The 16,518-nt window shown below is 56.6% G+C and carries 6 protein-coding genes; all 6 read left to right on the top strand.

All coding sequences use genetic code 11. The features are described 5' to 3' along the window. Positions 1-296: 296 nt before the first annotated feature. Complete coding sequence (locus K0B01_13190; protein ID MBW6487094.1) at positions 297-1,955, top strand: TolC family protein; 1,659 nt, start codon at positions 297-299, stop codon at positions 1,953-1,955. After that, the gene (locus K0B01_13185) at positions 1,952-2,839 is read left to right on the top strand and encodes an efflux RND transporter periplasmic adaptor subunit (GenBank protein ID MBW6487093.1); all 888 of its coding nucleotides are present in this window, start codon (positions 1,952-1,954) and stop codon (positions 2,837-2,839) included. The genes K0B01_13190 and K0B01_13185 overlap by 4 nt, the downstream gene beginning before the upstream one ends. Positions 2,840-2,920: 81 nt before the next feature. Then, entirely contained in the window at positions 2,921-4,768 is a 1,848-nt protein-coding gene (locus K0B01_13180) for an efflux RND transporter periplasmic adaptor subunit (protein ID MBW6487092.1), read from the top strand. A gap of 1 nt (position 4,769) precedes the next feature. Beyond that, positions 4,770-6,926 (top strand): hypothetical protein, encoded by a 2,157-nt coding sequence (locus K0B01_13175; GenBank protein MBW6487091.1) that lies wholly within the window; start codon positions 4,770-4,772, stop codon positions 6,924-6,926. Beyond that, complete coding sequence (locus tag K0B01_13170; protein ID MBW6487090.1) at positions 6,926-8,917, top strand: hypothetical protein; 1,992 nt, start codon at positions 6,926-6,928, stop codon at positions 8,915-8,917. Before K0B01_13175 ends, K0B01_13170 begins: the two co-directional genes overlap by 1 nt. A gap of 267 nt (positions 8,918-9,184) precedes the next feature. Then, the coding region (locus K0B01_13165) for an LEPR-XLL domain-containing protein (GenBank protein MBW6487089.1) at positions 9,185-16,518 on the top strand (7,334 nt) is incomplete at its 3' end.

Genomic DNA, 16,518 nt, shown 5'->3' with positions numbered 1-16,518 from the left:
CGGGAAAACGAAGTTTAATGTTCATAATCTGGTTCTAACTGCTTGAAAAACCGTATTCCCGATAGAAGCATTGTGTACATTAAGCTCCGCTTTCGGGAATGACAAATAGTTTTGCAATTGGCTCAAATATTATATTGCATAGCTCCAGAGATGTAGGTTGCAACCTTCTGCGATTGCTCGAGGACTGATTTATTGACCTTGCCCGGCAAGGCGCCAATCATTGCAGGCATTAGGGGAGCATGAGCTTTTTGGCAGAACTTTATTAAATTTACAGGGGAAAAATTAGGGAGCAGCTTATGAACAGAGAGGTATTCCGGCAATCCCTTCAGGCCGGAAAGGGCAGGGAGAAAATCATGAAGTCTGTGCTTGGGGCAATTGTTTGTCTTGTACTGTTGCTGGGCGGAGGAGTGACCAGCTTGGGCGTTTCCGAATTGCTTGCCGAGGCAGTTCCGGAAAAAGCATCTGACGATGCGAAAAAACAGGCTGCCGTGGGGAAAACAGCGATGGCGCCCGCTTCTGGCGCTTTGGCGATGAATCTGCGGGATTTTGTGCGGAATGTCCGGGATAAAAACGAACAGATCGCCTATCAGCAGGCCGAATGGGCGGTGAGCGGAGAGGCGGTGAAAGGCGCGAAGGCCATTTTCGAACCGGCATTGGTGGGCTCCTACCAGTATCAGGACGATAATCGGAAAAATACGGTGCAGGAAATGATAAACCAGGGTTATGCGCCGGAGTTCTGGGAGGATAGCTTCAGCCAGCAACTCGCCGTCGAAGGGCTTTTGCCAACGGGGGGAAAGTTGCGGCTGGGTTTTTCGCAACGGGATTTTTCCAATAGCGTTGACAACCGCTACAATGTTGACAAGGAAAAACAAACCACTGTGGGTGTAAGCCTGATCCAGCCCCTTCTCAAGGATGGAGGCGTAAAGCCGACCATGGCGGCAATCCGCATGGCGGAGGCCGATCGGGACATTGCCTTTCAGAACTACCGGATTCAGACGATGCGCGTTATGGCGGAAGCCATTGCCGCCTACTGGGACCTTTATCTGGCGCGCCAGAAGCATCGGGTGCGCCAGGAATCCGAGCATACAGCGGAAGAAGTCCTGCGGGACAATATTGCCCGGATGAAAACAGGCAGGATGTCCGAAACCGAGGTGTTGGAGGCGCAGGCCGCGCTTGCCATGCGCAAGGCCCTTGTCAGCGAGGCAAAACAGGCGATTGTTTCCGCGCTGAATAACGTCCGCACCTATCTTTCATCCCCGGTTTCTACGACAAACGCCGAGATCGAACCGGTTGAAGAACCGCGCATCGAAGAGGTGAAAAAGGATTTTTCCGTCAGTCTGCAAAAGGCGCTTACGCTCCGCGGCGAGTATCTTTCCAGCAGGAAAAAGATCGAACGGGAGGATATTCGTCTGGCCTTTGCCGAAAACCAGTTATGGCCGCAGATAGACTTGAAGGGAAGTTATAATTTGAACGGGTTGACCGATAAATATGGGCATCCCATGAATGATGCGCTGGAGCGGGGGCATCCGACCTGGTCGGTGGGGCTGGAAATGCGCATCCCCCTGGGCGGCAGTAAAAAGGCGGCCAGCGAATTGGAAGCGACAAGGCAGCGCAAGCGGCAGGCTTTGCTGGAACTCAAAGCGGTTGAGGTTTCCCTGGCGAATGCCGTCGATACGGCCATTCGCAACATGGAAAATGCCCGGGAGCAGGTTTTGCAGCAGGCAGGCGCCGTGGAAATAAACAAACGACTGCTGAAAACAGAGTCGCAGCGTTTCACCGCGGGAAAAAGCAACAGCCGCATTCTGTTGGAAAGGGAAGAAAATCTCAACAATTCAAAAGAAGGTGCAGCAGAAGGCCTGGTGAGATACATGAAATCAATGTATCAGCTCGAACTGGCGGAAGGTTCGCTCTTGGTCAATCAGGGGGTCGATGTGATGGAGGCAGGGGTAAAATGATCAATTATCCGATGATGCAGCAGGAAGTCGCGAAAAAAACAGTTAGCTTGATTGCAAAGGTTTTTTTTCTGTTCAATGTTGCTGGTGTTCTATGTTTTTCTCCAGTCGCCGCCGCAGTGGTTCAGGCCGCCGAGTCGCTGTCTTTGCCGGGTATAACGGAACCTGTCATGGATGTGACCTTGAGCGCGACCGCCGGGGGAACGATTGCCGCCATTTTTGTCAAAGAGGGGGCGGTTGTGTCCAAGGGCGCGGTAATCCTGGAAATGGACAAGAAGCTCGATGAACTTGAAACGGAGCGCCGACGGCTGATTTGGGAGGGCAAGTCTGAACTCGAGGCCGCTGCCGCACGGGTGGCCACCCTGAAGTGGCTCCTCGAATCCAATCGCGAATTATTCGCGAGCACTGCCTCGGTCAGCAAAGAGGAACTGGAAAAGATGCAGCTCGATTATGAGCTTGCCGTTGCGGAGTACAAAAGGCTGGTTACCCAGGAAGAGCGCGAGCGGATCGAGTACGAGATGGCGCGGGAGACCCTGCGCAAACGCAGCCTGATCTCGCCGATTCAGGGAACGGTAATCAAGCTTTTTCTAGATGAAGGCGAGGGGTTTCAGGAGAATCAGCCGCTTGCGCATATAGTTGACACCAGCCGCGGACTTTTCGTCTGTAATGTGGAGGAATGGGTTGGCCGTAGTCTGAGAAAGGGCCAGCTTGTGGATCTTAAAATTAATGCCGGAACAAAAACCGTTATGGTGAAAGGGAAGCTCGTTTTTGTTTCCCCGGTTGTCGATCCGGCAAGTGGGTTGCTTGAGGTAAAGGCGGAGTTTGAAAATCAGGACGGAACGGTGCGCCCCGGGGTGGCCGGCGCCCTGCTGATCAGGGGGCGATAGCAGTGCGGCAATGGACAAAAGAGCGGGTGCGACTCGGCGCCTGTTTGGTTTGGCGACTACAAAATTTGATGGGCAGAATTTATGGAAAACGTGAAGGAAGATAAAGGCGCCCTTGCGGAGCGTATTGCGCGAATCAGGCGGTTCAGCGGTCCGCCGGCAGAATTCTGGCCGGCGTTTCTGGAGGAATCGGCGAGTCTTGTAGAAGCCCGGCTCGCCCTGCTCATGCTCCGGGCGGAGAGCGGCGATTCCTGGAGGCGGCTTGCCGTCTGGCCCACCGGAGGACTGGGGGCGGCCAGGGGCGACATCAATATAAGGATGGACAAGGTTGCCGAAGCCGCCAGCATTGATGGATTTGCAAAGGAGGAAAAGGCAGCGCCGGGGGCCGCTAAGTCCGATGGGGTCGTCGTGGGAATCCGTCTTGCGACCGATGACAACCGGACAAGCGTGGCGGTTTTTCTGCTCGAACATACCGCCGGCATCGCTCCCGAAGAAGCCGTTACCCGTTTGGAGTTGATTGCCGATACCCCGTCTGTTTACCAGCTCGGCAATGTCGTAAATCGGGCCAAAAACGACGTGGTAAAATTCGCCGAAGCCCTGGATCTGATGGTGCTGCTGAACGCCGAAAAAAGGTATGTTGCTGCGGCCATGACCTTCTGCAACGAGATTGCCTCCCGCTATCGCTGCGATCGCGTCAGCCTCGGATGGCTGACAGGCGCCTATATCCGCATGCAGGCGATCAGCCACATAGAGCGATTCGAAAAGAAGATGGTTGTGGTTCAGTCCCTGGAAACGGCGATGGAAGAGACCTTCGACCAGGATGAAGAGATCCTGTGGCCGCGACCGGAGGGAAGTTTGGCTGTAACCCGGGACCATGAGAAATACTCACGGGAACAGGGATCGCAATGCATTGTGTCGCTTCCCATCAGACTTGACGACAAGCCGATAGGGGTGTTGACCTGCGAGCGTTCCACCGAGCCATTTTCCGAGGAGGAAGTGCGAGGGTTGCGGGTTTTATGCGATCAGGCGGCGCGTCGGCTCGAAGATCTGAAGCGGCATGACCGGTGGTTTGGGGCGAGAATGGTTGCGTCGGTGCGGGAAGCGCTGGCAAAACTTCTGGGCGTCGAGCATACCTTTGCAAAAATGCTGGGTCTTCTAATCGCCGTTGCTTTGGCGGTGCTGATATTTGGACGCTTGAACTACCGCGTGGAGGCGCCCTTTATCCTGAAAACGGACGATGTCGCGTATCTGCCTGCGCCCTTTGACGGATATATTCACAAGGTGCATGTGAAAATCGGCGATCAGGTCAGGAAGAGCGATCTGCTTTTGTCGCTGGACACCCGGGAACTTCTCCTCGAGGAATCGACGGCCCTGGCGAACCAGAACCGCTACGAAAGAGAGGCGGCAAAGGCCTCCGCTCAAAAAGCGCTGGCGGATATGAGAGTTGCGCAGGCCTTGGAAGAGCAGGCCCAGGCAAGGCTCAAACTGGTTCATTATCATTTGCAGCACGCGGAGGTGACGGCGCCTTTCGCCGGTATAGTGGTGGAAGGAGACTTGAAGGAGCTGCTCGGGGCGCCTGTCAAGAAGGGAGATATTCTCTTCAAGGTGGCCAGGATCGAAAAAATGTACGCGGAACTGAAGGTTGACGAGCGGGACGTTCACGAGATCGCTGCGGACGGTACCGGTGAAATAGCTTTTGTCGGCAGGCCGGATTTGAAATTTACCGTCAAGGTGGAGCGCATCGATCCCGTAGCGGTTACCGAAGAGGGAAAAAATGTTTACCTCGTCCGGGCGCTTTTGCCGGAAACAAGCAGCTCATGGTGGCGGCCCGGCATGAGCGGCGTGGCGAAAATCAATGTGGGAAAGCGCAATATCCTGTGGATCTTTGCCCATCGCACGATCGATTTTCTACGTATCCTTTTCTGGTGGTAAAATGCAAAAGGCGGGAAAAACATTCAGTGAATCATGGTATCGCGTAGCCGATCTCAAGGTGAGTCTGCACCCTTCGGTCAAGGTGAGCAAACGGCGTTTCCGCGGGGAAATGTGGTACATGTTCAGCGATCCCTTCAACAACCAGTTTTTTCGGCTGCGGCCCGAGGCCCACGATTTTGTCGTGCGCCTTCGTCCTGATCGCACGGTAGCGGAGGTTTGGGATGAGTGCCTGAATAGAAATCCCGACGACGCCCCCGGTCAGGAGGATGTGATTCAACTTTTGACGCAGCTCTATTTTGCCAATCTTCTCCACTTTGAAAAACCCGCGGACAGCGCCAAACTTTTTGAGCGGTACCGCAAAAGGCAACAGCGGGAGTTGCAGTCAAAACTGATGAGCATCCTGTTTATGAGGCTGCCCCTCTTCGATCCGGACAACCTGCTGAAAAGAATGATGCCGCTTTTTAGATACCTTATTTCTCCGCTCGGGGCGGCTTTATGGGTGGCAGTGGTGGCCGGGGCGATAAAGGTGACGCTGGACAGGTTTGACGCGGTCTGGGATCAGGCCCAGGGGATACTTGCCCCGGATAATCTCTTTCTTTTGTACATCGGTCTGGTGGCGGTCAAAACCATTCATGAGTTTGGGCACGCCCTGGTGTGCCGGCGCTTTGGAGGCGAGGTGCATACCATGGGGATCATGCTGCTGGTTTTCACTCCGCTTCCTTATATGGACGCCACCTCGAGCTGGTCCTTTCGCAGCCGCTGGCAGCGTGCCTTTGTCGGCGCCGCCGGCATGATCATGGAGATTTTTGTCGCCGCTTTGGCCACTTTTGTTTGGGCCTATTCAGCTCAGGGAACTCTCAGCAGCCTTGCCTACAACATCATGTTTGTCGCCTCTGTTTCAACGGTTCTGTTCAATGGGAACCCGCTTTTGCGTTTTGACGGCTACTACATCCTTTCTGACTTGCTCGACATCCCCAATCTCAGCTCCCGGGCCATGAAACACCTGCGGCACTTGGTTGAACACTATGCATTCGGATACAAGGATTCATTCAGCCCGGCGCAGAGTCCCAAAGAAACTGTATATTTAACTACATTCGGGATACTGAGCGGCATCTACCGGGTAGTGGTCTTCACGGGCATCATCTTTTTCGTGGCAGACAAGTTTCTGCTTGCCGGCTTCGTCATGGCGCTGATCGGCGTAGTCACATGGGGTCTGGTTCCTGTTTTTAAATTGTTTGTTTATCTGGCTTCCAATCCCCGTCTTGCCAGAACGAGGATGCGGGCCGTTGCCGTCTGCCTCGGCTTTTTGACCATCCTGGCGTTATTTCTGGCCCTTTTCCCTTTTCCCAACCGCTTTCGCGCTCCGGGCGTCATGGAAACGATGCAGTACGTCCAGGTTGTCAACGACGCCCCCGGTTATGTGAAAAGGGCGCTGGCCCCCTCGGGCATCCGGGTAAGCCCGGGAACCCCGCTTGTGGAACTTGCCGATCGGGAACTCGAATTGGAGATCGAGGCCACCCTCGCGCAGCGGAAGGAAACGCTGGCGATGCAACTGCGGGCGCTGCGCATGGAGACGGCGGATTTGCAGCCAATTGGCAAGCGTCTGGAGGCGGTCGAAGCGAAGGTCAAAGATCTGGAGGCACAGCGGGCTTTTCTGATAGTCCGGGCCAGGGAGCCGGGCATCTGGGTGGCGCCGGAGATGAAGGATCTGATCGGGGCTTGGCTGAACAGGGGTTCGGTGATCGGGAAGATTGTCAATGAGAACGCCTTCCGCTTTTCCGCCATTGTTTCTCAAGACGAGGCGACCGAGCTTTTTGCCGAAAAAATAAATAATGCTGAGGTTCGCATCTCCGGGCAGGGTGGAAAAAATCTTGACGTTTTGAAATTCCAGATCATTCCATATCGGCAGGAAAAATTGCCGTCGGCAGCCCTGGGATGGCGGGGGGGCGGCGAGGTGCCGATTTCCACGAAGGATGAAAAAGGCGTGCAGGCGGCGGAGCCCTTTTTCCAGATTAACGCGGATATAAAACCTCCCCCGGAAGCGCTGCTGCTGCACGGTATGTCGGGAAAGCTCCGTCTTACGCTGAATCCGCAGCCGCTCCTTATCCAGTGGGCTCATAAGTTCAGGCAAATGCTGCAAAAGAGGTATCAAATTTAATGACAATTCCGGCTCAGGATTACCACCGCACCCGTATCGTGATTACTGAAAAGCTTTACAAAGGCATGGACGCCCTCGTTCACGGCTTTGCCGGCTGGCGTCGGCGCCGACCCTCCGTAGCCCTTTCCCTGCAGGAGGAAGCGGATAAGATTAGTGAAATGGCCCGGGGGCTTGTGCATATTTCGGATCACAGGTTGCGGGAGCGGCTGTTGGACATCCAGATACAGTTCCGGCGTCAGGCCAAGGATCACGAGGCTCTTTTGCCGGAAGCCCTGGCGAATATGGTGGAAGCGTCAAGCCGCACGACGGGGCTTTTGCCGTATCCTGTTCAAATCATGGGAGCTTTGGCGCTTTATCACGGATATCTTGCCGAGATGGCGACCGGCGAGGGGAAAAGCCTCACCGCCTGCCTGCCTTCGGTTCTGGCGGCATGGAGCGGGCGGCCGTTCCATTTTGTGACGGTCAATGATTATCTGGCGAATCGCGATGCCGTCGAAATGAACCAGTTCTACTCTTTTTGCGGGGTATCGGTGGGATGCGTGACTGGGCAGATGGAGCCGCGGGAGCGCCGCTTGAATTACGAAAAAGGGGTTGTTTACACGACGCTTAAAGAACTGGTCGCGGATTTTCTGAGGGACAGATTGATTATCGGCGCCCTTCATGATTCTTCGCGCCGGCAGCTCCGGCAGCTTCTCAACCCGCAGTCGAAAAGTCTGGACGGCACTGTCTTGAGGGGGCTGGATACGGCCATTGTGGATGAGGCCGACAGCGTCCTGATTGACGAGGCGGTGACGCCCTTGATTATCTCCCGGGCGCAGAAAAACTCTTCACTGGTGGAAGCCTGCGAGATCACCCACAGCATTGTCGTTGCGCTAACGGCAGGAGCGGATTATCTTGTCGATCATAAGTACAAGGATATCAACCTGACCAAGGAGGGAACACGCAAGGTTGAGGAGCAGGCCCGGCTTTTGCAGGGGATGTGGCGCGGTTCCGCCCGTCGCGAGGAGCTTGTCAAGCAGGCGTTGACGGCCAGGGAATTTTACAAGCTGGATCAGCAATACGTCATTCAGGACGGCAAGGTGGCCATTGTCGATGAATTTACCGGGCGGCTGATGCCGAACCGGACCTGGCGGCACGGGCTGCATCAGGCGATCGAGGCCAAGGAAGGTCTGACGGTTAACGATCCGAGCGAGACCTTGGCTCGACTCAGCTTTCAGAGATTCTTCCGCTTTTTCCGAAAACTGAGCGGCATGACCGGGACGGCGCGCGAGGCGACTGCCGAATTCTGGCACATCTATCGGCTGCCCGTCATGACCATTCCCACCAATCGCCCCTGCATCAGGCAAAGCATTCCTGACCGGATTTTTTCGTCCGAGGCGGAAAAGTTTGAAGCTGTTGTGCTGGATATCGAAAATAGACGGCTCACCGGCAGACCGGTGCTGGTAGGTACCAGGAGCGTTACTGCCAGTGAAAGACTGGCTGCAATGCTTGCCGCAAAAGGCCTTGAATTTAATCTGCTTAACGCCGTCCGGCACAAGGAGGAGGCCCAGATTGTCGCCGCCGCCGGAGAGAAGAACCGGATCACGATCTCCACGAACATGGCAGGTCGCGGCACGGATATCAAGTTGGGGTTTGGCGTGGCGGAACTGGGAGGCCTGCATGTGATCGCAACTGAACGTCATGAGTCGGGGCGCATTGACCGGCAGCTTTTCGGGCGTTGCGCAAGGCAGGGCGACCCCGGTTCCGCTCAGGCGTTTATGAGCGTTGAAGACGAACTGATCAGGCGGTTTGTCCCGGCTTTTTTGCGGAAGCGACTGACAGATGCCTTTAATGGAGGCGCTCCCGGAGCCAATATATTAGCAAAAACGGCGCTTTTTCAGGCCCAGAGAACCGCCCAGCGGCTTGCCTATCGCCAGCGCCGGGACGTGCTGAAAATGGACACCTGGCTGGAGGAGGCGCTTTCCTTCAGTGGGCCCAGCGCCGAGGTGTAGGGTTTTACTTTGGTGCAATATGAAGATATTCTCCACCCTTCGCGATTAGAGTGTGAAATGCGTCACACTTCCAGAGATTTTCTCTTGACATGGGGAACGGGTGTTGTTAATCAAGCCCAAAGTCTAAATAGAGCGTGCATGCCCTGTTTTGGCTGTCAATAGCGGTTATTCACGGCGTCTTTCTGGTATTGCGGAGTAAAAACAGCAGGTTTATTTTTAAGCGACAAATATTGGAATTTCTAAACTGCTCATAAGTGTGGTTTACGAGTGAAGAAGGCGCAGCCTCCCAACCAATTTGAGATGGAAACTCTCGAACCGAGGATACTCCTGTCCGGCGACGCGCTCGTCGGCATGGCGTATGCTGCTGCGCCTCATGCCCTGCGTCCGCTCGCTTCAAAGCTTGCCTCTCCTCAAATCGAAGAAATCGTTTTTCCCGCCGAAACAAAAGACTCCGATTCCGCCTTCCGGCAGTCGTTTCAGGACGCCTGTTCAGTCGGCACTGAAGATCTTTTCGGCGGGATGGAGGAGATTAGCTTTGATGATGAGCCGGAAGCTTGCGTCGTTGACGCAGCCGCCGGGGAATTAAGCCTTGACGCTCAGGCTGCCGAATCCGGGATCATCACGGAAACTCAGCAGGCGCTCCTCGAAGAAGGGCTTGAAGGTTTTTCCGACTTCATGGCGGCACTGGAGGATTTTGATGCTTTCGGAACGTCCATTGCTATGACCGACGGCGTCACGCCGGGTCAGTTGCTGGCCTTCCATGAGGTGCTTGACACCAGACTCTTCAAACAGATTTACGACTATTTCGGGGATGCCACCGACCCGCCGACCATTGTCGGCATGATGCAACTGCTGGCAGATTTTTCCGGCACAGGCGGCGCGGCGGGTGTAAAAGACGGATTAGACTTAGACTTCAACCTCGACAATCAGGGTTTTTCAGTCAGCGTGGAACTGCTTTCCACGCAAAGCGGGTTTTTGCGCCTTGCCGCCGACAATGCGGGCATTGAACCAGGAGAGTACGAAAACTCCGAATATGTTGCATCTTTTGAGATAAGTTTCACCTTCGGCCTGGATGGGAGTAGTGGTTCCGACGAGTTCTTCGTGGAACTGCTATCGCTTTTTGCCGATGTTGCAATCAGCGACTATCTCTCCCCGTCCGGGGAGGCCGCATCCCTCTATCCTCTGCAAACGGTTTCTGAAACCGGCAATCTCAACCTCAATTTTGACGTCAATTTCGATCAGTTGTACGCCGCGGGAGGCCGACTCGCCGCCGACCAGCTCGTCTCGGTTTCACCGCTGAAAATTTCCGCTATCCTTTATATATATATGTCGGAAAATTTCGTGACGGATGAACCCGCCGCCGGGTCTCGCACCTTGACCTTGTCGTCCGCCTCGCCGCTGGTTCTGGATGAGCCTCTGGTCATCGGCGCGGGGAGCACCCTCAACGGCGCCGGCAGGATTATCGGCGACGTCATCGTCGAGGGCGTGCTGAGCCCGGGAAACTCCCCCGGCGTCGATGAGTTTGACAACCTGACACTGAGCGGTTCACTGACGATGGAAATCGGGGGGATGACCCCCGGCGCCGGGCCGGTTGAGAATCCGGACAATGGGTATGACCAGATCAATGTCACAGACAACATCGTCCTCGGCGGGACCCTCGATATTTCTCTTATAAACGGCTTTGTCCCTGCCGCCGGTCAGACCTTCGATATTATCACCTTTGGTTCTGCATCCGGCGCCTTCGCCGATGCGACCGGCCTGTTCGGCTTCGGCGACAACAGCCTCTATTTTGAAATTGTCCAGCTTGACTATCGCATCCAGCTCCAGGTGAAACAGGTTTCCACCTCCGGGGCGACAATCCAGGATGCCGACGTCGCGGAGAGCAACGCGCTCGGCAAGGCCTTCGGCGGGTATTTCGCCGGTTTCACCGCCAGCGTTTCGGTTAACCTCGAGCTGGCCGGATTCGTCTCCATCTCCGGCGCGATCGGGGTCTCCCGTTCGGAAAGCCAGATCAAGGTGGCAGGCGAGAATGTCAGCGCCATCCTCCCGAACGGCTCCTTCACTGCGGGCGTCCTTTCCGGTAACTTTGCGCTGCTTCTAAATGACGACGGAACGCGGGTGACCTTTGCCAACGGATCGTTCGCACTCTCCGGAGGTAATTTTGCCAACGCGACCGGGACCGTCAGCGTCCGGGAAAATACGACCGGATTGCTTTTTTCTGCCGGGACTGTGACGGTAGGTTCCGTGAATGTTTCCGTCCCGGAACTTTCGGTTGGGCTCAAGAGCGTCTCTGGCACGAATCTCTCGTTTGCGATCAATGGCTTTGCCACGCTCACCGGCGACTTAGGTTTTGAAAAGACGGGCTCGACCCCCGATACATTGCTCAGGGCTTCGGCGCAGAACGTCGCCGCGAAGATCCAGTCGGGCGATTTTGAGGTCGGCGTCACAAATGGCGGCATGGGGCTCGTCATTACCGAGTTCGGAAAGGTCGCCCTCGAAGCCTCCGGGGAGTTCTATCTGACCGGGGGCGGTTTCGCCTTCGCGTCTGCCGATTCGGTCATCGTCCGTTACAACGACAGCAACGTCTCCTACACCGGCCAGTCGGTTTCGATCGGCGGCGTCAATTACACCTTCTCCAACCTTCCCGCCTCGACGACGCTGAAGAGTGTTTCCGTTTCCGGACTGCAGGCGACATTCTCCGATGTCTTTACCGTCGGCGGAAACTTCGGATTTGAAAAAAGCGGGACGGATGTCCTCGTCGTCGCAAGCGACGCCTTCGCGAAAATCTCCGCCGGGGATTTCTCCGCCGGGGTCAGTGCGGCCAGCCTCGGGCTGGTGATCCGCTCGACCGGCAAAACCGCCCTCGAGGCGAAGGGAACGCTTGCGGTAACCGGCGGCAGTTTTGCCTCGGTTAGCGCCACCGAGGTGAAGGTTCGGTACAACGACACCAATGAAGCATTTACCGGACAGACGATTGCGGCTGGCGGAGTTTCTTTCACGTTCGGGACGATGCCCGCTGCGACCTCGCTTACGGGGGTGTCCTTGACAGGTCTTGCCGCATCGTTCGGCGATGTCTTCACGATCGGCGGGAACTTCGAGGTTGAGAAGTCGGGTGGCGACGTGAAAATCGTCGCATCGTCCGCTTCGGCGATTCTTAGCGTCTCCGATTTCAAGGTTGGCGTCAATAACGGCGTCCTGGGTTTGGTCATCAAGGGCAATGGCGAGAAGGCTTTCGAGGTTGACGGCGATCTGGTGCTGGAAGGGGCAGGATTTGCGTGCACCGCCGACAAGGTCAAGGTGCTTCTCAATGAGACGGGCATTCCCTATATCGGTCAGGCGATTTCCGCCGGCGGGATGGATTTCGGTTTTGAAGAGCTTCCCGGTTCAACCACGATCCGGGGAGTTTACATAACCGGACTTGACGCCGATTTCGATTCGATCTTCAGCATTAGCGGCAATTACGGTTTCGTCAAAGAGGGAACCGTCGTCAAGGCGGTTGCCACCGACGCCTCGGCGATCCTTGCCGCAGGTTCGTTCTCGGTTGGCGTCAACAGCGCCGACCTGGGATTGATCATTGATGCCGCAGGCAAGGTTGCCCTGGAAGCGGCGGGGGCCCTCTCTATTCAGGGCGGCGGCTTTGCCTCCGTTTCCGCAAGCGAAGTTTTGGTGCGTTACAACAACACCGGCGCCCTTTATACCGGCCAGAAGGTTTCCGTCGGCGATGTGAATTACACCTTTGCGAACCTTCCCGCCTCGACAACGCTGAAGGCGGTTTCGGTGACGGGCCTCGAGGCGAGCTTGGGCGGCGGCCTGCAGATCGGCGGGGATTTCGGTTTCCAGGCCGATGGGACGACGATGTACGTGGTGGCGGAAAATGCGCGTGCATATTTGGGGGCCGGTGATTTTGCAGTGGGAGTCGAGGACGCGTCGCTTGGTCTGATCATCGGTGCCACGGGCCGGGTACTCGAGGCCCGCGGCGGCCTCTTTGCCGAAATCGGCTCGGATGTTTCCCTCAGTGCGACGACGGTGTCCGTCCGGATGAACGAAACCGGCGCGGCCTATACCGGGACATCTATTTCCGCCGGCAACGTCAGCTACACCTTCGAGAGCATGGTCGCTTCCACGACGCTCAAGGAGGTTTCGGTCGGCGGCGCCTCGGTTACAGTGGGAGGTTTCGTGCAAGCCTCGGGCAGCCTTGCCGTCCGCTTCTCTACAGATACTTTGACCCTTGACGACGCGAGCGCCGTAGCAGTTGATCTTTTGACGGTGGGCGGAAGCGACCTTTCCGCGTTCGCCGGATATAATGGCGGCACCGATTATGCCGTGGGCCTGCAATTAACCGACGTGGATTTCGCCCTCGTGCTGGTCGGCGAACAGATGGCGGCTGGTCGCGGCTGGGTCGCGGTTGAAGGTTCGGTCGGCGGAGCATCCGTGGTCGGCGTTCCGGGACTTACCCTTGCTGTGACCAGCTTCGGTCTTGAGCTCAATCTGGCAGCCGCGGACAATACTGTTGTTGACTTTGCCTCCTCTCCGCTGGATGTGCTGGTTGCCCCTGCTGCGACCGTTACGCTGAACATGGACGGCGCTGCTGGCGAGCTGATCCAGGTTGCCGGTACGGTGACAATCGAGCTTGCCGATTTCTTCCGTGTTTCCGGCAGCTTTGCCTTTGTCAGCAGCGACTCCACGGTGCGTCTGTCCGACGGCAGTTCCGTTGACGTTGATATGATCACGATCGGCGCCGATTCGGTGACGGCTTTTGCCGGCCTCAACGGCGGCAGCGCCGCTGACAAACTCGGCTTCGATCTGACAAACGCCGATTTCGCGATTGCCCTGATGACCGATCAGTCCAACCCCGCCCACAAGTGGATGGCCCTGAAAAGCGAAGTTGGTTCGGTAGCCTTTGTCGGGGTTGACGGGTTGACGGTGGATGCCGATACGCTGACGATCGAGATAAACCGCAACCTCGGAACCGAGGGGAGCCCCGTTGCCCAGGATCCGGAGCTTACTGCTACCCGGCTGAAGCTCGAGACCGACATTTCCGTCGGCACCCTCATTTTTGAACTGGAGGGCGACACAGCGGAGGTTGCTGTCGGTCTTGCGGATACATCGCTTACAATGATTTCCAAGATCACTTCCGCCTTGGAGAGTCTGACCGGAGTTGGCGTCGGCAATGTCGAAGTAAGCGGCACCCGGGCGGATGGTTTTATCCTTATATTCAATAAGGCGCTTCTCGGCGAAGATCTGAGCGGCATCAGGGTAAGCGCTCTCAGCCCCGAGGTTGTCACCACGGCGCTTGAGAAGGTGGCGGGCCTGCCCGCTCAGGATGATGTCGTTTACGACATCGCGACGGAAAATACCGAGCTGCTGCTTGTGACCGACATCCAAGTCGGAACTCTCAAGTTCACGCTTCGCGGCGAGACAAAGAACGTAGCCGTTGCCTCCGGTACGGCTGATGCGGCTCTTGTCGGTCTAATCCAGACGGCGCTTTCCAGTTTCACGGCAGTCGGCGTCGGCAACGTGACGGTGGCAGGCACGAGGGCCGCCGGATTTACCATTGAATTTGTCGCCGCAATGGCCGGCGAGGATTTCAGCGATCTGGCCCTGTCGATACTTAGCCCCGGCGTCGAGGCATCCGTCTCAACGGTTGTCAAAGGCGGGCAGGTTGTAACCGGGAAAACGACAACCGGCGCATACGTCCGGGAAAAGCAGGTCATCTCCTTCTCCAACGGTTTCCGCAGCACGAACACACGCTACGAGCTTGAATTCAACGGCCTCAAAACGGGTCTGCTCGATTTTTCGGTGAACAGCCCCACGTACAACCGGGCGATTCTCCAGGCCGGTCTCGAGAGTTTGACAACAATAAAAAAAGGTAACGTGAGGGTTGAATTTGATCAGAGTTCAACCTCCGCTGCGCCGCGCTACTTTGTTTATTTTATCGGCACGCTTGCCTACCAGAATGTTCCGCAGATTGTCGTCGTTTCCTCCAGTAACGTGACGGTCGCCGTCGCCACTTCGGTTGAGGGCCAGGGCGCAGTGACAACCCAGACGGTGACGGATGTTTCCGCCGAGCAGCAGGTGCGCGTCCAGTCGGCAGCCACCGGAACCTTTACGCTTTCGCTTTTATACGATGGCGCGACCTACACCACCTCCGCGCTCGCCTTCACCGCGACGGCGGCTTCCGTGCAGAGCGCTCTGAACACGGCTTTCAGTTCACTCGCCGACGCCTCGGTTACCGTTACCAGCACAACGGCGGGCGTCTGGAACGTGGCATTCAACGGTACGCTTGCCGGCAAGAATCTTGCCCGGATGACCGTGGCGACGACGCTTGCCCCGGTCGGCGGTTCCCTTGCCATCGTGCAGCGCGGCTTCGAACGCCTCGAGAGCACGACCTTTACAACCGCCGCAGTGAACGAACTACAGAGAGTCAGCATCGAGGCCCAAACCGGCGGGACGTTTACCCTCGCCCTGACTTATGGAGGCACGACCTACACGACGGAGGCGATTGATTTTGCGGCTTCGGCGGCAGCGGTTGACTCCGCGCTGACGTCGGCCTTTTCCACCCTTGCCGTGGCAGACTTTATTGTAGCGAGAATTACTGCCGGCGCCTGGGAAGTACGACTGACCGGTACGCTGGGCGGTATTGATCACGAGTTGTTCAAAGTCGTAGCCACTCCGGAAGTGGCGTCGGCCTCCCTGACGGTTGAGGAAGTCGGAAAGTCGCTTGCCCGACCGGACATCATCCCGGCGGCCGATCCCAACCTGGTGGTGGATTTCGGAGTTCAGAACCTGGAAGTGAAGACCGGCCCCGCAACCACAATGAAGCTCAACATGGATGGCCTTGAGGGAGACCTGATCCGGGCTTCCGGCAATATGACCCTCGCTCTCTTCGGCTTTTTCACGCTTGAAGGTGGACTCGCTTTCGAGAAATCGAGTGAGACGGTCAAACTTGCCGACGGCACTGAAGTACTTGCGGATATGTTGACAATAGGCGGTGGCGGGCTTAGCTCCTTCGTCGGCGTCAACGGCGGCACGGCGGATGAAGTCGGTTTGACGCTTGACGAGCTGGAGTTTGCATTGGTTCTGCTTGCAAGCCGCGCCACTCCGAGCCGCACCTGGACCGCCTTGGAGGCCACCGCCGGCCGGATCGCCCTGGTGGGCATCCCCGATTTCACGCTTGAGGCGACGTCTCTTGCGGTAAATATCAATGATGCCGGCGACGGCGGCTCGGTCGTTGATTTCAAAACTCGGAACCTTACTGTTCTCACCGGCTCCGGAACAAGCCTTACCCTCACGATGGACGGCGCCCGGGGGGAACTGCTCGAAGCCGAAGGGACAATCGATATTGACGTTGCCGGTTTTGTGGGATTGTCCGGCACGATGGCCTTTTCCAAGACAGGCGCCAACCTTGTCGCGGTAGGTACCGCTGTCGATGCCTCGCTTACGGCGGGCACTGCTGTGAACGTTACCCTTGCGAATGCGAACTTCGGTTTGAAAGCAGGCGACGGCACGACGGCTTTCGAGCTCAAGGACGGTTTATTCGCCGCTTCGATCAGCGGTTTGACTGACATTACGGCGACGAGCGTTCTGGTTCGCTACACGAA

The organism is Syntrophobacterales bacterium, assembly GCA_019429105.1.
GTDB lineage: Bacteria > Desulfobacterota > Syntrophia > Syntrophales > UBA5619 > DYTH01.
The sequence above is the reverse complement of the archived record's forward strand: the minus strand, read 5'-3'. Positions and strand labels throughout refer to the sequence as shown.

Excerpts from the sequence above, each read along its gene's own strand:
- K0B01_13170 (MBW6487090.1), top strand. The coding sequence starts at position 6,926 with ATGACAATTCCGGCTCAGGATTACCACCGCACCCGTATCGTGATTACT.
- K0B01_13180 (MBW6487092.1), top strand. The coding sequence starts at position 2,921 with ATGGAAAACGTGAAGGAAGATAAAGGCGCCCTTGCGGAGCGTATTGCG.
- K0B01_13185 (MBW6487093.1), top strand. The coding sequence starts at position 1,952 with ATGATCAATTATCCGATGATGCAGCAGGAAGTCGCGAAAAAAACAGTT.
- K0B01_13175 (MBW6487091.1), top strand. The coding sequence starts at position 4,770 with ATGCAAAAGGCGGGAAAAACATTCAGTGAATCATGGTATCGCGTAGCC.
- K0B01_13190 (MBW6487094.1), top strand. The coding sequence starts at position 297 with ATGAACAGAGAGGTATTCCGGCAATCCCTTCAGGCCGGAAAGGGCAGG.